The following is a 17167-nucleotide window of genomic DNA, read 5'->3' on the forward strand; positions in this document are numbered from 1 at the left end:
CAAAGCCCGCCTGACGGCGGGGGTAATCAGGAAGGCGTGATGGTTTTCTTGTGGTTGTGGTGAGCAGCAGCACTGTCGAAACAGGCGAGTCCTGCAGCGGAATAAGGCCGATAACAATGATGATCTGTGTGATCGATTGAACGCTTGGCCCCCGCTGCGCGAACTACAGAATGGCCAGGGCGGTAGCGCCCACTACAGGCCGGATATACGAATGCAACCGCGCTGACGACAGATGCAAAAGCAAGGCTTTGCTCACTACTTGTGGGGAGAGTCCATATACCACTTGTTAGGCAACAATGCCGCAGACTGTATTTATAGATGCTCTAATATTCGCGCTTTCTACAGATAGTTTTGACGCTTCGGTCATGATGTGCCCGCGGAGAAATTCTCTCACTTTGTCTGCACCGCTCAATGAAGACTCAAGCCCCAAGTAATTGTTGCACAATTTCGAGTTGATAACTGTGAGGTTGGAAATTCGTTCATGGTAAGAAATGAGTTGTTTATTCAGTTCTATGTTGCTGTTCAGTCGGGCGAGCTGAGCGTTGTACGCTTGCCATGATGCGGTGTCAAAACCTGTATCGATTAGGAAGTGCCCACTGCCCACGGCTTGAAGCAAAGTTGTTAATTTTTCAGTGTTGTGGTCGATTGACCCACCGACTGCATTAAGCGTTCTATGAAGATCAGCTTTGTCGGACTCCTGCTGCTTTTTTACTGTATGGGATAGCGCAAGCTTGTTAAGCCAAACAGCGACAGGGAAGCCAATAATAATGCCAATTACAGTTGATGCTAGGTTTGGCCAAAAACTGATCCAAAATTCTTCCATGTGCACCTCTTATATTGCTCTGTTGCCTAACGTTTGGTTAAGGGGCCGGCTTTAGCCGGTCCCAGCGAGCGAAGCGAGTGATTTGAACCAATTGTTATACTTAACTCACTCTACCAGAACGCTATTTTGCTTTTTTGCTCTTATAAGATTTACTAGGGCTCGTATTGCAGAGTCAATTACACCGATGGCGCCGATAAAAATCACTGACAGGCCGAGAAGGCCTGAACCGGATTTGAAGATAAGCAAGCCAACTAGCGAGGCTGCGACCCAAATTGCGATACCTATGAGGTTTCTTTTGAATTTCTCTGATGGTGGCAATGCTTTGTATTTTGCTTTTAGGTGTTGTTTAAGCATGAGGAACTCCTTTTCTAGGTTTGTGTGCTTGATGGTTTATTTAGGTATAACGTTTGGTTAAGGGGCGGGCTTTAGCCCGTCCCAGTGAGCGAAGCGAACGATTTGAACCATTTGTTAGAGGCCTACTCCGTAGCCGGATCAAAGAATAGGCCGAAGCCTTGCTCTAGGAATGCTGTGACCTCAGTAACGCTTGTTTTATTTGGAAGGACTACGTCTTGTAGCTCCAGTGTGGCCTCTTGGCTATTTACGTGATGAATTACATTTTCGACTTTCAACAGCGGATTAAAGCCTGAAGCTGCCGGAAACTTATGTTCATTCGGTGAGGCAAGAAACGAAACGATTTCTCCGGTTCGAGGCAGTATGCTGAGCTCGATTTTTCCTGATATCACGCCCTCGGCAGATGGAGTGGAAGTGAATATGGAAAAATCTATGTGAATACGCATGAACCAGATAAGCCTCTAACGTTTGGTTAAGGGGCGGGCTTTAGCCCGTCCCAGTGAGCGCAGCGAGCGGTTTGAACCAATTGTTATATGCATGCTCGCCATGCTTATGGTCGATTATGAATTTATATTAAATGATCTCAATGCAATAAATATTGCGCTAGTAGCGCTAAACGCACCTATGAAAAATGCGCTTAGCTGGGCAAAGTAGAAGGCACTGTCTGAATTTGATTTTTTAATTAAGACTTTGATTGTTATTTCTTCGCTGCTAAAGCTTTTTATTGCTTTGTATTCGAATGTGATAGCTATAAGCAACAAGATGGAAATTGCATAACCGTAAAGCTCTAACGACTTATGATGCATGGTGCTGAAAAAGAACAGCATGCAGCTTGTAATGATACCAATGCTATTTCCTAGGAGCAGCTGCGTCATTTTTGCCTCATGGATATAACGTTTGGTTAAGGGGCGGTCTTTAGCCCGTCCCAGTGAGCGAAGCGAACGGTTTGAACCACTAGTTAGAGGCCAACACGAGGACCCTGATTGGAGTATTGCTGAACCAAGGAATGCCACTTTTGATAGGCCGCCGCTTCTGGACTTAACCATACGTAGGATAATGCTAGCCGAGCTTTGATAGAGCAGCGAACTGGAATTTCTAGGGCATTCGCAGCTGGAACCCCAACTCGCTTTAGTAAGTCCTCCAAAGGCCCAGCCGCGACATATGCTAACTCAGCATCGCTTTCGGTAGCCTCAATGAGCTCTAAACAAATTGGAAGACCAAGCTCCAATTCATGCATAGCATCATCAACGGCCTCCCACGCCCAAGAGAGCGAGTCATCCTGGGTTCGGTAGTGCGCAAGGTAAGCAAAAGCTAGTTCAGTTTGCGAGGTCATTGCCTTGGGCTCTAACGTTTGGTTAAGGGGCGGGCTTTAGCCCGTCCCAGTGAGCGCAGCGAACGGTTTGAACCAATTGTTATGCGTTTAACCGAACAGGCCAGAGATTGCACTGGTTATGCCTTCGACTATAGCTAGGGTGCCGTCGACTAACGCTTCGAGAGTACCTATTAGTATTTCTATTGGGCCGTCATCGCTGAGAACAACAGGTGTTGCTACACCTGCGATAGAAAGCGCTACAGCAGCCATAGCAACAGAATGGAAGCCCGCCACTAGAATGTAAACCGCGGATGACAGAAGTAGCGTTACGCCAAGGGCATTAAAAACTCTGAGGCCAAGTGGTCTTTTGGTTTTCTTCTTCATTTACCCTCCATGTATAGCTGAATTCCAAATTGCCGTAGGCGCATAACGTTTGGTTAAGGGGCGGGCTTTAGCCCGTCCCAGTGAGCGCAGCGAACGGTTTGAACCAGTTGTTAGATAACTTGCTATTTTTCCGTGATTTAGACAAGCCCTAGTAACAAAGCAGTAACGCCCGCGGCCAGTACAAAAACATATAATGTTTGAAGAAAGTAATAAGCATATGGAGAGGTTTTTCTTTCAAACCGCATTCCAACAGAGAACGTCTCACCATAAATTGAGGAGAATAATACCTCAGTCATGACGGCTAATAGAAGGGCACAGATACCGATTTCTGTATCGTAGTATTCAACTAGAACACCAGCAGTAAGAACTAAAGTTACAAATAATAAATGCCTTAAATTTATAATTTTCAATACCTTCTGCTCCAAGCGATGACAATTGAAATTTTGCCAAAGCAGTACGTAGAAAACGTGCCTCTGTTCAGTGGTTCTCGGTTGCGACACAAGGGCTTCCGTTATATATCTAACGTATGGTTAAGGGGCGGGCTTTAGCCCGTCCCAGTGAGCGAAGCGAGCGATTTGAACCATTTGTTATGAGTGGTTAAAAGGCATCACTTTCATAGGTCACATTCTCGCCATCAAATGTTAAGTTCAATTGTTGCTCCTCTTCGTCTCTGATCTCAAGAAGACTACCAGGTTCAACGAATGGAGCAATTGCCTCAAAGAGATTGAATAGGTCGCCGGTAATTGTATCTATGTCTCCATCGACAATGACAATTGAGTCGTCGAGCTTATTTACATTGTAAAATTCCGATTCAAGAAAGCTGACTAAATTGTCATGGTTCTTTACTTTCTCTAAAGTGGCAGAATTTATGCTCTGACTTGTTTTGCCATTTTCATAGTTTGACTTTAAGGCCGAGTACGCACCTTGCAAATTGTTGTTTTTTATTACTACGTTTGCGTTGTAAATCCATGCGGCGATGCTCATATTTACTCCTTGCTTACGGGGGGGGTACTCATAACGTTTGGTTAAGGGGCGGGCTTTAGCCCGTCCCAGTGAGCGAAGCGAGCGATTTGAACCATTTGTTATGCTGGTAGGTATTTTCATTGCTCATCAATCATGGTTATTTGGTTAGGTGATGTTAAATTTCCATATTAGGAGGCCGGTAGTCATAAATATAAAAATAAACGCAGCATATCCGTGCTGTTTCCTTTTTATTTTGTCAATTGTAATCCACCCATATAATGCGGCGAACATGATGGCTCCAAGATAAGGCTGATTCGTATCTAGATCTATGATCCACTGCGGTTTTGTTACTCTCAGATACTGCATGTAAATCATTGCAGCTATTAAAATGATGATCAGTAGTTCTATAAGGGTGAAACCGTTTTTCTTCATATGCATAACGTTAAATAGACACCAAATGGTGTGATAACGCTTTTACGGGCGTGGTGGATAACATTCCGTGTCCTATCTGGCGTCCGCTCTAGAATGGGCTGTACAGCGGATGGGGCGTCACAATGGGGTGTTATACACCATGAACGATAAAAGCCTAACTTGCTCGGCCAGACTCACTTGAATCGTGGCTGCATTGACGCCCGTTATATCGGTTTTTACCGCTACCGTCACCAGCCAGGATGGCAAAAGGATGGCATTTTTTGAGGCTCGGCTCGCCGTGGTGGAAAACGCTTTGCGGTTTTCCACCGGTCGAGTCAGCAAGTTTGTTGGCGGGCTCCGGGATCGGCTATGTGCCGCTTACCTATTGCAGCAACTGGCTGCTGGTACGTGATTGCTCAGGAGGGGCAGACCTTCTCGTGGTAACGAGAGGGGACGGCGACGTCGCAACCCCTAGCGCAAATGCTCCATCGCCCAAACCGCCGCTTCCACCCGCGAGCGCAGGCCGAGTTTGTGCAGCAGGTTTTTTACATGGACCTTGACCGTGCCTTCGGTGATGCCGAGTTTATGGCCGATAACCTTGTTGCTGTGGCCGGCGGCGATGGTTTTCAGGACCTGGCGTTCGCGGTCGGTGAGGTCGACCTGTGAGCTGGTGTGGGGTGAGCGTAGCGCCTGGGCGAGGATGCGGGTGAGGGTAGGGCTGACCACCAGGTTGCCTTGCAGGGCGTCGCGAATCGACTGGATCAGCAGTTCCGGCTCCATGTCCTTGAGCAGGTAGCCATCGGCATCCAGGCGCATGGCGTCGCGGATGTCGTCTTCGGAGTCGGACACGGTAAAGATCAGGATCTTGCCGGCAAAATTCAGCTCGCGCAGGCGCTTCAACGTTTGCAGGCCGTTCATGGTCGGCATGTTGTTGTCCAGCAGGATCAGTTCGGGCTGGAGCTGGTCGATCAGATCCAGGGCCTCCTGGCCATGTCCGGCTTCGCCGATAACCTCCAGGTCATCTTCGAGTTCGAGCAGCTGGCGTATGCCGCGGCGCATCATCGGGTGGTCATCGACAAGCAGGATGCTGTGGCGAATCGGCGAGTTCATGCAACGCTACCTTCTTCTTGCCGCCCGAGAAATTCGGGGCGGAATTGCAAATGGATACGGGTGCCCGTGGGCATCCGGGGTTCGATATCGAGCTGGCCGTGCAGGCTGCGCGCACGCTCCTGCATGATGGTCAGGCCGTGGTGCTGACGCGGGTCGAAGCCGGGGACCAGGCCGCACCCATCGTCTTCGACCGACAGTTCTATCTGTTCGCCGACCTGGCGCAGGTGCAGCCAGGCGTGTTTGGCCTGGGCATGGCGGGCGCAATTGGACAGCGCCTCGCGGGCGATCTGCAACAGGTGGATCTGCTCGCTGGCCGAGAGCTGGAAGGCCAGGCGGTCGATCTGCAATTCGGCGCTGAAGTCGCCGCGTTTGGCGAACTCTTCCAGGGTGTCCTTGAGCTCCTGGTCGAGGCCGCCATCCTGGATCTGCAGGCGGAAGGTGGTCAGCAGTTCGCGCAATTGCCGGTAGGCGCTGTTCAGGCCGTCGCGCAGCTCATCGCTGACGCCACCCAGGGTTTCGGCGTTTTCGCCGCGACGGATCAGGGTCTGCAGGCGGCTGACCTGCAGCTTCATATAGGACAGGGCCTGGGCCAGGGAGTCATGCAGCTCGCGGGCGATGATGGTGCGCTCGTCGAGCAGCAGCAGGCGGTTTTCCTGTTCGCGCTGGCGTTTGAGCGACAGCGCCGTGCCGATCACATTGGCCAGGGCCTGGATCAGCGCGGTTTCCCAGGGTTGCGGCTTGTGGCCGTCGCGGAAGTAGGCTTTCAGTTCGCCCAGGTTAATGCCCTGGTTGCTGATGACGAAGGTGGCCTGGTCGGGGTTGTTTTTGCGTTCGCAGGTGTCGCAATCGCTGCGTGCGCAGACTTCGCGGGTTTTGCTGCCATGCAGGGCTAGCAGCTGTTCGCTGGGAGCCTGCACGTTGTCTTGCAGGCACAGGGTCAGGCGCAGGCCGGGCAGGCGCTGCTGGAAGCGGTTGATCAGCTCGTCAAGGCGCTCGGCGTTGGCCTGGCGGGTGGCCAGGCTGCGGCTGCTCTGGTAGAGCAGTTCCAGGGCGGCATTGGTTTGTGCCAGGGTCTGGGTCTTCTGCGCCACCCGGCTTTCCAGGGTGCGGTGCGACTCCTCGATGGCCTCGGCCATGGCGTTGAAACTCTCGGCCATCTGCCCCAGTTCGTCATCCGAGCGGAATTCGACCCGCGCGCCATGATCGCCGTTGCGGAAGCGTTCGGCGGCCCGCACCAGTTCCTGCAGCGGGCTGATCACATTGAGCTGCAGTTCGTACATGCCCACCAGCAGGATGATCACGGTAATCAGCAGGGCCGCGCCCTGGATACTCTGTTGCCAGCCCTGACGGCGTTCGCTCTGTTTCTGCAGGAGCATGACGAAATGCTCCAGCTGGGCGACGAAGCTTTCGCTGTGCTGCTGGAAGGCCAGCTTGTCGCCGCGATCCAGGGCCGGGCGCAGCTGCTCCTGCCATAGCTGGTGAATATCGCGGTAGGCGCTGGGTATTGGGGCGTTCGGGTTGCCGCTGATGTGCTGCAGCAGGCTGCCGTCCAGGCGCTGCTGCAGGTCGTCACGCAGCGCGGCGATGCTCTCCGCGGGCGCACCGGCCTCCAGTTTCCAGTTCAGGCGGTAGGTGGCCATGCGCAGGGAACCGGCGGTATTGATCGCCGCCGCATCGTCCTCGCTGAACCAGGCGATCAGCCCGGCGCTGAGCGAGCTGCCCAGGGCCAGTATGGCGATCAGGGTCACTGCCAAACCGGCTCTGACCGGCAGTGAACTGCGCATCCATCTCAACATGGCACTGACTACCTCTAAAGAACTCGAGCGGCCTGCGGGGCTGCGGGCACGGATTTATATAATTTATAACTATCTGTTTTTAAAGGATTTTTAGTCTATTTGCCGGGCTACCACTTAAGAGGTAGACGGGGTTGGGGCTGGCCAAAACCGCTCGGAGTTAATTGACTCAGATCAAGTGAATCGACCCTTTGCCTATCTAGTGTGCCGCCCATGGTTCGGGAATTAGGGGGTCGCGATGGCAAGTCTGAGAACACAACAGGGTCTGGTTCTGGGCATGAGTACCCTGGCGTTCACCATCTGTTTTATGGTCTGGATGATGTTCGCCGTACTCGGCGTTCCGATCAAGGAGTTACTGCAGCTCAACGACACTCAGTTCGGTTTGCTGGCCGCCACGCCGGTGCTCACCGGGTCCTTGGTGCGCCTGCCGCTGGGCATGCTCACCGACAGGTTCGGCGGGCGCATCGTGTTCTTTTTACTGATGCTGGTCTGCGTGCTGCCGATCTACATGATCAGCCTGGCCACCGAGTACTGGCACTTCCTGGTCCTGGGGCTGTTCGTCGGCCTGGCGGGCGGCTCCTTCTCGGTGGGCATCGCCTACGTCGCCAAGTGGTTCGAAAAGCAGAACCAGGGTTTTGCCATGGGCACCTTCGGTGCCGGTAACGCCGGGGCGGCGCTGACCAAGTTCGTCGCGCCGGCGATCATCGCCGCGGCCAGCTGGCAGATGGTGCCCAAGGTCTACTCCTTGATCATGTTTATCACCGCGCTGCTGTTCTGGTTCTGCACCTACGAGAACAAGGGCCATCGGGTGCACAGCAACGTGTCCCTGGCCGATCAGCTGCGCACCCTGAAAGACCCCAAGGTGATGCGCTACTGCCAGTACTACTCGATCGTCTTCGGCGGTTATGTGGCCCTGGCCCTGTGGATGACCAAGTACTACGTCGAGGAATACGGCTTCAACCTGCAGAGCGCCGCCTTGCTGGCGGCCTGCTTCTCCCTGCCGGGCGGCATCCTGCGCGCCATGGGCGGCTGGATGTCGGACAAGTGGGGCGCGCAGAGCGTGACCTGGTGGGTGATGTGGGTGAGCTGGGTGTGCCTGTTCCTGCTCTCTTACCCGCAGACCGAGTTGGTCGTACAGACCGTCAATGGCCCGCAGGCCTACAGCGTCGGACTCAACGCCTGGGTCTTCACCGTGCTGCTGTTTATCGTCGGCATTGCCTTCGCCTTCGGCAAGGCCTCGGTGTTCAAGTACATCTCCGACGACTACCCGCACAACATGGGGGCCATCTCCGGCATCGTCGGCCTGGCCGGCGGCCTCGGCGGTTTCATTCTGCCAATCATGTTCGGTGCCCTGGTCGACCTCACCGGCGTGCGCTCCTCCAGTTTTATGCTGATGTACGGCGTGGTCTGGGTCTCCCTGATCTGGATGTACTTCAGCGAAGTTCGCAAAACTCCCGTTATGGGCCTGGTCTCCGAAAAGGCCACGGCTCCTGCTTTCCTGCCGCTTGAAGGAGAATGAGCATGTCCGCAACCAAGAATCCCCCGGTAACCGGGCTGCCCAGTCAGGGGCCGGTTATTCACGACTGGCGGCCGGAAGATCCGCACTTCTGGGGCAGCGTCGGCAAGCAGATCGCCACCCGCAACCTGTGGATCTCGATCCCCGCGCTGCTCCTGGCCTTTGCCGTATGGATGGTCTGGAGCGCGGTGACCGTGCGCCTGAACAGCATCGGCTTCACCTTCAGCAACGATCAGTTGTTCTGGTTGGCGGCCCTGCCGGGCTTGTCCGGCGCAACGCTGCGGATCTTCTACTCCTTTATGGTGCCGATCTTCGGCGGTCGCAGATGGACCGCCCTGAGCACCGCCTCGCTGCTGCTGCCGGCAATCTGGATGGGCTTCGCCGTGCAGGACACCAACACCACCTACAGCGTGTTCGTGATCATCGCGCTGCTGTGCGGCTTCGGCGGCGGCAACTTCGCCTCCAGCATGGCCAATATCAGCTTCTTCTATCCCAAGTCGCAGCAGGGTACGGCCCTGGGCCTGAATGCCGGCCTGGGCAACCTCGGCGTCTCGGTGATGCAGTTCGGCGTGCCGCTGGTGATTGGCGTCGGCCTGTTTGGCGCGGTCGGCGGGCAAGCCCAGGAACTCGGCGAAGATAGCCAGCTGTGGCTGCAGAACGCCGGCTTTATCTGGGTGCCCTTTATCGTTGCGGTGGCTATCGCGGCCTGGTTCGGCATGAACGACCTGAGCAGCGCCAAGGCGTCCTTCAGCGAGCAGGCGGTGATCTTCAAGCGCAAGCACAACTGGTTGATGTGCTGGCTGTACCTGGCCACGTTCGGCTCCTTTATCGGCTTCGCCGCCGGCTTCCCGATGCTGATCAAGACCCAGTTCCCCGGCGTCGATCCGCTCAAGTTCGCCTTCCTCGGCCCTCTGGTTGGTGCCCTGGTGCGCCCGCTCGGCGGCTGGCTGGCGGACAAGCTGGGCGGTGCGCGGGTCACCCTGTGGAACTTCGTGCTGATGATCGCGGCGGTGTTCGGCGTGCTGGCCTTTATTCCGGTGGCCGGTACCGAAGGCAACTTCTACGGCTTCCTGGCCATGTTCATGTTGCTGTTCGTCACCACCGGCATCGGCAACGGCTCAACCTTCCGCATGATTCCGGTGATCTTCCGCACCCTGAGCGAGCGCAGCAGCGCCGGCCAGCCGGCGGCGATCAAGGAGCAGGCGAGCAAGAACGCCGGCAAGGAAGCGGCCGCGGTGCTCGGCTTCAGTTCGGCGGTGGCGGCCTACGGTGCCTTCTTTATTCCCAAGTCGTTCGGCACCTCGATGGCGCTGACCGGCGGCCCGCAAATGGCCCTGTATGTGTTCATCGGCTTCTACGTCAGCTGCATCGGGGTGACCTGGTGGTGGTACTCGCGCAAGGGTGCGGAAACGCCTTGCTAACGGAGTGCGTGGCGGTGCTAGCAGCCCTCATCCGGCGCTTCGCGCCACCTTCTCCCAGTGGGAGAAGGGAATAAGGAAGTCGCCGCTACGCGGCTCATTAGTCGGTATCGAATTATTGCCTGTGTGGGGCGCAGATCCCGCAGCAAGCCTGAGAGGAAAAAAGAAATGAGTCATCTACTCGACCAATTGCGCTTCTTCAATCGCAAGCAAGGTGAGTTCGCCGATGGTCATGGCGAAACCCGCATCGAGTCCCGCGATTGGGAGAACGTCTACCGTTCGCGCTGGCAGTACGACAAGATCGTGCGCTCCACCCACGGGGTGAACTGCACTGGCTCCTGCTCGTGGAAGATCTACGTGAAGAACGGCCTGATCACCTGGGAAACCCAGCAGACCGACTACCCGCGTACCCGCAACGACCTGCCCAACCACGAGCCGCGCGGCTGCCCCCGTGGTGCCAGCTACAGCTGGTACATCTACAGCGCCAACCGCCTGAAGTATCCGAAGGTACGCAAGCCGCTGCTGAAACTCTGGCGCGAAGCGCGGGCCACCATGGCTCCGGTGCAGGCCTGGGCGAGCATCGTCGAAGACCCGGTCAAGGCCACCAGCTATAAAAGCAAGCGCGGCATGGGCGGCTTTATCCGTTCCAGCTGGAACGAGGTCAACGAGATCATTGCCGCCGCCAACGTCTACACCGTCAAGGAGCACGGCCCGGACCGCGTGGTCGGCTTCTCGCCGATCCCGGCGATGTCGATGGTCAGCTACGCCGCAGGTAGCCGTTACCTGTCGCTGATCGGCGGCGTGTGCCTGAGCTTCTACGACTGGTACTGCGACCTGCCGCCGTCCTCGCCGCAGGTGTGGGGCGAGCAGACCGACGTGCCGGAATCGGCCGACTGGTACAACTCCAACTACATCATCGCCTGGGGCTCCAACGTGCCGCAGACGCGCACGCCGGACGCGCACTTCTTCACCGAAGTCCGCTACAAGGGCACCAAGACCGTCTCCATCACCCCCGATTACTCCGAGGTGGCCAAGCTTACCGACCTCTGGCTGAACCCCAAGCAGGGCACCGATGCGGCGCTGGCCCAGGCGTTCAACCACGTCATTTTCAAGGAATTCCACCTCGACAAGCCGAGCGCCTACTTCACCGACTACGTGCGCCGCTACACCGACTTCCCGGTGTTGGTGTTGCTCAAGGATCACGTCGGTGCCACCCCGGAACTCAATGGCTACCAGCCGGACCGATTCCTGCGCGCTGCGGATCTGGCCGACAACCTCGGCCAGGACAACAACCCCGAGTGGAAAACCATCGCCCTGGACAGCGAAACAAATCAGCTGGTCTCGCCGCAGGGCTCGATCGGCTACCGCTGGGGCGAGAAGGGCAAGTGGAACATCGAAGCCCGCGAGGGCGGTGACGGTCGCGAGGTCAAGCTGCAACTGAGCCTGATCGGCGAGGAAGTGGCCGAAGTGGCCTTCCCGTATTTCGGCGGCCAGACCCACGAGCACTTCCAGCACGTGGCCGGCGAAGCCGTGCAACTGCGCCGCGTACCGGTACGCAGCATCACCCTGGCCGACGGCACGCAGGCCAAGGTCGCCACCGTGTTCGACCTGTCGGCCGCCAATCTGGCGATCGACCGCGGCCTGGGTGGCGGCAACGTCGCCAAGGACTATGACGACGCCAGCGTGCCGGGCACTCCGGCCTGGCAGGAGCTGATCACTGGTGTGAGCCGTGAGAAGGCGATCCAGATCGCCCGCGAGTTCGCCGACAACGCCGACAAGACCAAGGGGCGTTCCATGATCATCGTCGGTGCGGCGATGAACCACTGGTACCACATGGACATGAACTACCGTGGCCTCATCAACATGTTGATGATGTGCGGTTGCGTCGGCCAAACCGGTGGCGGTTGGGCCCACTACGTCGGCCAGGAAAAACTGCGCCCGCAGTGCGGCTGGCTGCCCCTGGCCTTCGGCCTGGACTGGAGCCGTCCGCCACGGCAGATGAACGGCACCAGCTTCTTCTACGCCCACTCATCCCAGTGGCGTCATGAAAAGATGAGCATGCACGAAGTGCTCTCGCCGCTGGCCGACAAGTCGCAGTTCCCCGAGCATGCGCTGGACTACAACATCCGCGCCGAACGCGCCGGCTGGTTGCCGAGCGCCCCGCAGATGAACCGCAACCCGCTGCAGATCACCCGTGACGCCAAGGCCGCCGGCATGTCACCAGTGGATTACGTGCTCAAGTCGCTGCAGGACGATTCCCTGCGTTTCGCCTGCGAGCAGCCGGACAACCCGGCCAACTTCCCGCGCAACATGTTCATCTGGCGTTCCAACCTGCTGGGCAGCTCGGGCAAGGGTCACGAGTACATGCTCAAGTACCTGCTCGGCACCAAGAACGGCGTGATGAACGAAGACCTCGGCAAGCGCGGCGGCTTCAAGCCCAACGACGTCGAGTGGCAGGACGAAGGCGCGATCGGCAAGCTCGATCTGGTCACCACCCTGGACTTCCGCATGTCCTCTACCTGCGTCTACTCGGACATCGTTCTGCCGACGGCGACCTGGTACGAGAAGGACGACATGAACACCTCGGACATGCACCCCTTTATCCACCCGCTGTCCGCGGCCATCGACCCGGCCTGGGAATCGCGTTCCGACTGGGAGATCTACAAGGGCATCGCCAAGGCCTTCTCCGAGATGTCGGTCGGCCAACTGGGGGTCGAGCAGGACCTGGTCACCGTGCCGATGATGCACGACAGCCCCGGCGAACTGGCCCAGCCATTCGGCGGCATCGACTGGAAGACCGCCGGCGAAGCGCCAGTGCCGGGCAAGAACTGCCCGAACATGACCGTGGTCGAGCGCGATTACCCCAACGTCTACAAGAAGTTCAGCTCCCTCGGCCCCTTGCTCGACAAGCTGGGCAACGGCGGCAAGGGCATCAACTGGAACACCGAGCATGAGGTCGAGTTCCTCGGCGAGCTGAACCACAAGGTCAAGGCCGAAGGCGTCAGCCAGGGCCGGCCACAGATCGAATCGGCCATCGATGCCTGCGAGGTGATTCTCACCCTGGCCCCGGAAACCAACGGCCATGTGGCGCTCAAGGCCTGGGCGGCGCTGTCCGAGTTCACCGGGCTGGATCACAGCCACCTGGCGATCAGCAAGGCGCACGAGGCGATTCGCTTCCGCGATATCCAGGCGCAGCCGCGCAAGATCATCTCCAGTCCGACCTGGTCGGGTCTCGAAGACGAGAAGGTCAGCTACAACGCCGGCTACACCAACGTTCACGAGTTCATCCCATGGCGCACCATCACCGGCCGCCAGCAGTTCTATCAGGACCACCCGTGGATGCAGGCCTTCGGCGAACAGATGATGAGCTACCGGCCGCCGATCAACACCCGCACCATTGACTATGTCAAAGGCAAGCGGCCCAACGGCAACACCGAGATCGTCCTCAACTGGATCACTCCGCACCAGAAGTGGGGCATCCACAGCACCTACTCGGACAACCTGATCATGCTCACCCTGAGCCGTGGCGGGCCGATCATCTGGCTCTCGGAAACCGACGCCAAGCGCGCCGGCATCGAGGACAACGACTGGGTCGAGTGCTTCAACGCCAACGGTGCCCTGACGGCCCGTGCGGTGGTCAGCCAGCGGGTCAAGGACGGCATGGTGATGATGTACCACGCCCAGGAACGCATCGTGAACGTGCCCGGCAGCGAGACCACCAAGACCCGCGGCGGCCACCACAACTCGGTGACCCGCGTGGTGCTAAAGCCCACCCACATGATCGGTGGCTACGCCCAGCAGGCTTACGGTTTCAACTATTACGGCACGGTCGGTTGCAACCGCGACGAGTTCGTTGTGGTGCGCAAGATGGACAGGGTCGACTGGCTTGACGGCACAGACGATGAAGCCCTGCCACAACCCCTGCCACAAGACATTTGAGGATTGATGCCATGAAAATTCGTTCACAAGTCGGCATGGTCCTCAACCTGGACAAGTGCATCGGTTGCCACACCTGTTCGATCACCTGCAAGAACGTCTGGACCAGCCGCGAAGGCATGGAATACGCCTGGTTCAACAACGTCGAAACCAAGCCGGGGATCGGCTACCCCAAGGAATGGGAAAACCAGGACAAGTGGAAGGGCGGCTGGATTCGCAACAAGGACGGCTCCATCAACCCGAAGATCGGCGGCAAGTTCCGCGTGTTGGCGAACATCTTCGCCAACCCGGACCTGCCGAGCATCGACGACTACTACGAGCCGTTCGATTTCGACTATCAGCACCTGCACACCGCGCCGCTCGGCGAGCACCAGCCGACCGCACGGCCGCGCTCGGTACTCACCGGCAAGCGCATGCAGAAGATCGAGTGGGGCCCGAACTGGGAAGAGATTCTCGGCACCGAGTTCGCCAAGCGGCGCAAGGACCAGAACTTCGACCAGATCCAGGCCGACATTTATGGCGAGTATGAAAATACCTTCATGATGTACCTGCCGCGTCTGTGCGAGCACTGCCTCAACCCGACCTGCGCGGCCTCCTGCCCGAGCGGGGCGATCTACAAGCGCGAAGAGGACGGCATCGTCCTCATCGACCAGGAAAAGTGCCGCGGCTGGCGCATGTGCATCAGCGGCTGCCCGTACAAGAAGATCTACTTCAACTGGAAGAGCGGCAAATCCGAGAAGTGCATCTTCTGCTACCCGCGCATCGAGGCCGGCATGCCGACCGTGTGCTCGGAGACCTGCGTGGGGCGCATCCGCTACCTCGGCGTACTGCTGTACGACGCCGACCGCATCCACGAAGTGGCCAGCACGCCGAACGAGCAGGACCTCTACCACAAGCAACTGGAGATCTTCCTCGACCCGAATGATCCGCGCGTTATCGCCCAGGCCCTGGCCGACGGCGTGCCGATGTCGGTGATCGACGCCGCGCAGAAATCCCCGGTGTACAAGCTGGCGGTGGACTGGAAGCTGGCCCTGCCGCTGCACCCGGAGTACCGCACGCTGCCGATGGTCTGGTACGTGCCGCCGCTGTCGCCGATCCAGAACGCCGCCACTGCTGGCACCGTGGGCATGAACGGGGTGATCCCGGATGTCGACAGCCTGCGTATCCCGCTGCGTTACCTGGCCAACCTGCTTACCGCCGGCGATGTGCGCCCGGTCAAGCTGGCGCTCAAGCGTCTGCTGGCGATGCGTGCCTACAAGCGCTCCGAGCAGGTCGACGGCGTGCAGGACCTGCAAGTGCTGGCCGATGTCGGCCTGAGCGTGGCCCAGGTCGAAGACATGTACCGCTACCTGGCCATCGCCAACTACGAAGACCGTTTCGTGATTCCGTCGGCGCACCGTGAAGACGCCATGACCGATGCCTTCGCCGAGCGTTCCGGCTGTGGCTTCAGCTTTGGCAGCGGTTGCAGCGGCAGCTCGGACACCAACATGTTCGGGGCGAAGAAGGCCAACCAGCGCGACATCCTTAAAACCGTGCAGTTGTGGGAGGAGTGAGCATGCAAATTCTCAAGGTGATTTCCCTGTTGCTGGATTACCCGACCGAGCAACTGCTGGAAGCCCGGGCCGAACTGGCCCGGGCCATCGACGCCGCGCGCGAGATCAGCCCGCAGCAACGCAGCGCGCTGCAGGAGTTGCTGGCACTGATCTGCGACAACGACCTGATGGACGGCCAGGAGCACTACGGCGCGCTGTTCGGCCGCGGTCGCTCGCTGTCGCTGCTGCTGTTCGAACATGTGCATGGCGAGTCCCGCGACCGTGGCCAGGCCATGGTCGACATGATGGCGCAGTACGAGGCAGCCGGTTTCGCCATCGACATCAAGGAACTGCCGGACTATATCCCGCTGTACCTGGAGTTCCTCTCCACCCGTGAGGACCTGGAAGCCCGCGAGGGCCTGGCCGATGTCGGTCATCTGCTGGCGTTGTTGGCAACCCGTCTGGACGAGCGCGAAAGCGCCTATGCCAGCTGCTTCCGCGCGCTGTTGCAGATTGCCGGGGTGGAACCGCAGCAGGCCATGGCCGAGATCCGCGAACAGGTCGCCGCCGAGGTGCGTGACGACTCCCTCGAAGCCCTGGACAAGATCTGGGAAGAGGAGGCCGTGGACTTCCTCCAGGCCGAGCAGCAGGACCGCTGCCCGAGCCAGACAACCCTACCGGGCAAGGCCCGCGAAGAAGTGCCGGTGCCGCTGCACTGGGTGGATTTCAAGCAAGCAGGGCCGGCCGCCGAGCCGGTTCAGGAGGTGGGTAATGTCTAACATCAATCTGCTGGCGTTCGGGGTCTATCCCTATATCGCCCTGGCCATCTGCATCATCGGCAGCTGGGCGCGTTTCGACCTGTCGCAGTACAGCTGGAAGGCCGGTTCGAGCCAGATCTTCGCCCGCTCGGCGGCCGAGCAGCGCTATATGCGCATCGCCAGCAACCTGTTCCACGTCGGTGTGCTGTTTATCCTCGCCGGCCACTTCGTCGGCCTGCTGACCCCCGAGGCGGTGTACCACTCGGTGATCAGCACCGCCAACAAGCAACTGGTGGCCATGGTTTCCGGCGGCTTCTTCGGTGTGCTGTGCCTGATCGGCCTGCTGATGCTGCTCAAGCGTCGCCTTAGCGACCCACGGGTACGGGCCAGTTCCAGCACCTCGGACATGTTGGTGCTGGTGGTGCTGCTGGCACAGCTGGTCCTGGGCCTGCTGACCATCGTCGCCTCGTCCGACCATATGGACGGTTCGGTGATGGTGATGCTGGGCAACTGGGCGCAATACACAGTAACCCTGCAACCGGTGGCTGCCGCCGCCTCCATCGCACCGGTGGCGCTGGTCTACAAGCTGCACGTGTTCCTCGGCCTGACCCTGTTCGTGCTGTTTCCCTTTACCCGTCTGGTGCACATCGTCAGCGCGCCGGTGTGGTACCTGGGCCGGCGTTACCAGATCGTTCGGCAGAAGGGCACGCGCCCGGTTGCACAGCGGCCTGCGCAGCCACGCCAGTTCGAAGAGCCGGCTCGCCAGGCTCCCGGGCAAGCGGCACCCGCGTACGCCTTGAAGGCCAAGGATGCCTGAGTCGTTGCCCCGGCTGGCGCAGACGCGCCGGTCAGGGCACGTC

General features: G+C 58.3%; 15 protein-coding genes and 1 pseudogene. 6 read left to right on the plus strand and 10 right to left on the minus strand.

The window, feature by feature from the left end:
• Nucleotides 1-286 precede the first annotated feature (286 nt).
• The 10 genes from WMW70_RS08360 to WMW70_RS08395 all read right to left on the minus strand — a co-directional run bounded on the left by WMW70_RS08360 (nucleotide 287) and on the right by WMW70_RS08395 (nucleotide 7150).
• Entirely contained in the window at nucleotides 287-823 is a 537-nt protein-coding gene (locus WMW70_RS08360; protein WP_341437054.1) for a hypothetical protein, read from the minus strand.
• Nucleotides 824-928: 105 nt separating this feature from the next.
• Entirely contained in the window at nucleotides 929-1177 is a 249-nt protein-coding gene (locus tag WMW70_RS08365; protein ID WP_341437055.1) for a hypothetical protein, read from the minus strand.
• Nucleotides 1178-1299: 122 nt separating this feature from the next.
• The gene (locus WMW70_RS08370; RefSeq protein WP_341437056.1) at nucleotides 1300-1620 is read right to left on the minus strand and encodes a hypothetical protein; all 321 of its coding nucleotides are present in this window, start codon (nucleotides 1618-1620) and stop codon (nucleotides 1300-1302) included.
• Between the two features lie 114 nt (nucleotides 1621-1734).
• Nucleotides 1735-2049 (minus strand): hypothetical protein, encoded by a 315-nt coding sequence (locus WMW70_RS08375; RefSeq protein WP_341437057.1) that lies wholly within the window; start codon nucleotides 2047-2049, stop codon nucleotides 1735-1737.
• 83 nt (nucleotides 2050-2132) lie between these two features.
• Nucleotides 2133-2507 (minus strand): DUF6869 domain-containing protein, encoded by a 375-nt coding sequence (locus tag WMW70_RS22055; protein WP_409456973.1) that lies wholly within the window; start codon nucleotides 2505-2507, stop codon nucleotides 2133-2135.
• A gap of 87 nt (nucleotides 2508-2594) precedes the next feature.
• Nucleotides 2595-2870: a hypothetical protein gene (locus WMW70_RS08380; RefSeq protein WP_341437058.1), complete on the minus strand. Its 276-nt coding sequence runs from the start codon at nucleotides 2868-2870 to the stop codon at nucleotides 2595-2597.
• 597 nt (nucleotides 2871-3467) lie between these two features.
• Complete coding sequence (locus WMW70_RS08385) at nucleotides 3468-3854, minus strand: hypothetical protein (RefSeq protein ID WP_341437059.1); 387 nt, start codon at nucleotides 3852-3854, stop codon at nucleotides 3468-3470.
• A 144-nt stretch (nucleotides 3855-3998) separates the two neighbouring features.
• On the minus strand, nucleotides 3999-4271 hold the full coding sequence (locus WMW70_RS22060; RefSeq protein WP_445942121.1) for a prepilin-type N-terminal cleavage/methylation domain-containing protein: 273 nt from the start codon (nucleotides 4269-4271) through the stop codon (nucleotides 3999-4001).
• Between the two features lie 444 nt (nucleotides 4272-4715).
• A complete protein-coding gene (gene narL / locus WMW70_RS08390) occupies nucleotides 4716-5354 on the minus strand; it encodes a two-component system response regulator NarL (RefSeq protein ID WP_341437060.1) in 639 nt (212 codons plus the stop codon).
• Nucleotides 5351-7150 carry a HAMP domain-containing protein gene (locus WMW70_RS08395; protein ID WP_341437061.1) on the minus strand — a complete coding sequence of 600 codons (1800 nt, stop codon included), beginning with the start codon at nucleotides 7148-7150 and terminating at the stop codon, nucleotides 5351-5353. The genes narL and WMW70_RS08395 overlap by 4 nt, the downstream gene beginning before the upstream one ends.
• A 235-nt stretch (nucleotides 7151-7385) precedes the next feature.
• Here WMW70_RS08395 and WMW70_RS08400 point away from each other — a divergent pair.
• The 6 genes and pseudogenes from WMW70_RS08400 to narI form a co-directional block, all read left to right on the plus strand.
• Nucleotides 7386-8688: pseudogene (locus WMW70_RS08400) on the plus strand (MFS transporter); the annotation flags it as partial.
• Entirely contained in the window at nucleotides 8669-10084 is a 1416-nt protein-coding gene (locus WMW70_RS08405; RefSeq protein ID WP_341437063.1) for a NarK family nitrate/nitrite MFS transporter, read from the plus strand. The pseudogene WMW70_RS08400 and the gene WMW70_RS08405, both read left to right, overlap by 20 nt.
• A 165-nt stretch (nucleotides 10085-10249) precedes the next feature.
• The gene (locus WMW70_RS08410) at nucleotides 10250-14020 is read left to right on the plus strand and encodes a nitrate reductase subunit alpha (RefSeq protein WP_341437064.1); all 3771 of its coding nucleotides are present in this window, start codon (nucleotides 10250-10252) and stop codon (nucleotides 14018-14020) included.
• An 11-nt stretch (nucleotides 14021-14031) separates the two neighbouring features.
• On the plus strand, nucleotides 14032-15570 hold the full coding sequence (narH, locus tag WMW70_RS08415; RefSeq protein WP_341437065.1) for a nitrate reductase subunit beta: 1539 nt from the start codon (nucleotides 14032-14034) through the stop codon (nucleotides 15568-15570).
• A 2-nt stretch (nucleotides 15571-15572) separates the two neighbouring features.
• Nucleotides 15573-16328 (plus strand): nitrate reductase molybdenum cofactor assembly chaperone, encoded by a 756-nt coding sequence (narJ, locus tag WMW70_RS08420; RefSeq protein WP_341437066.1) that lies wholly within the window; start codon nucleotides 15573-15575, stop codon nucleotides 16326-16328.
• Entirely contained in the window at nucleotides 16321-17124 is an 804-nt protein-coding gene (gene narI / locus WMW70_RS08425; RefSeq protein ID WP_341437067.1) for a respiratory nitrate reductase subunit gamma, read from the plus strand. Before narJ ends, narI begins: the two co-directional genes overlap by 8 nt.
• Nucleotides 17125-17167: the final 43 nt, after the last annotated feature.

It is taken from the genome of Pseudomonas sp. XK-1, from assembly GCF_038069885.1.
Lineage (GTDB): Bacteria > Pseudomonadota > Gammaproteobacteria > Pseudomonadales > Pseudomonadaceae > Aquipseudomonas.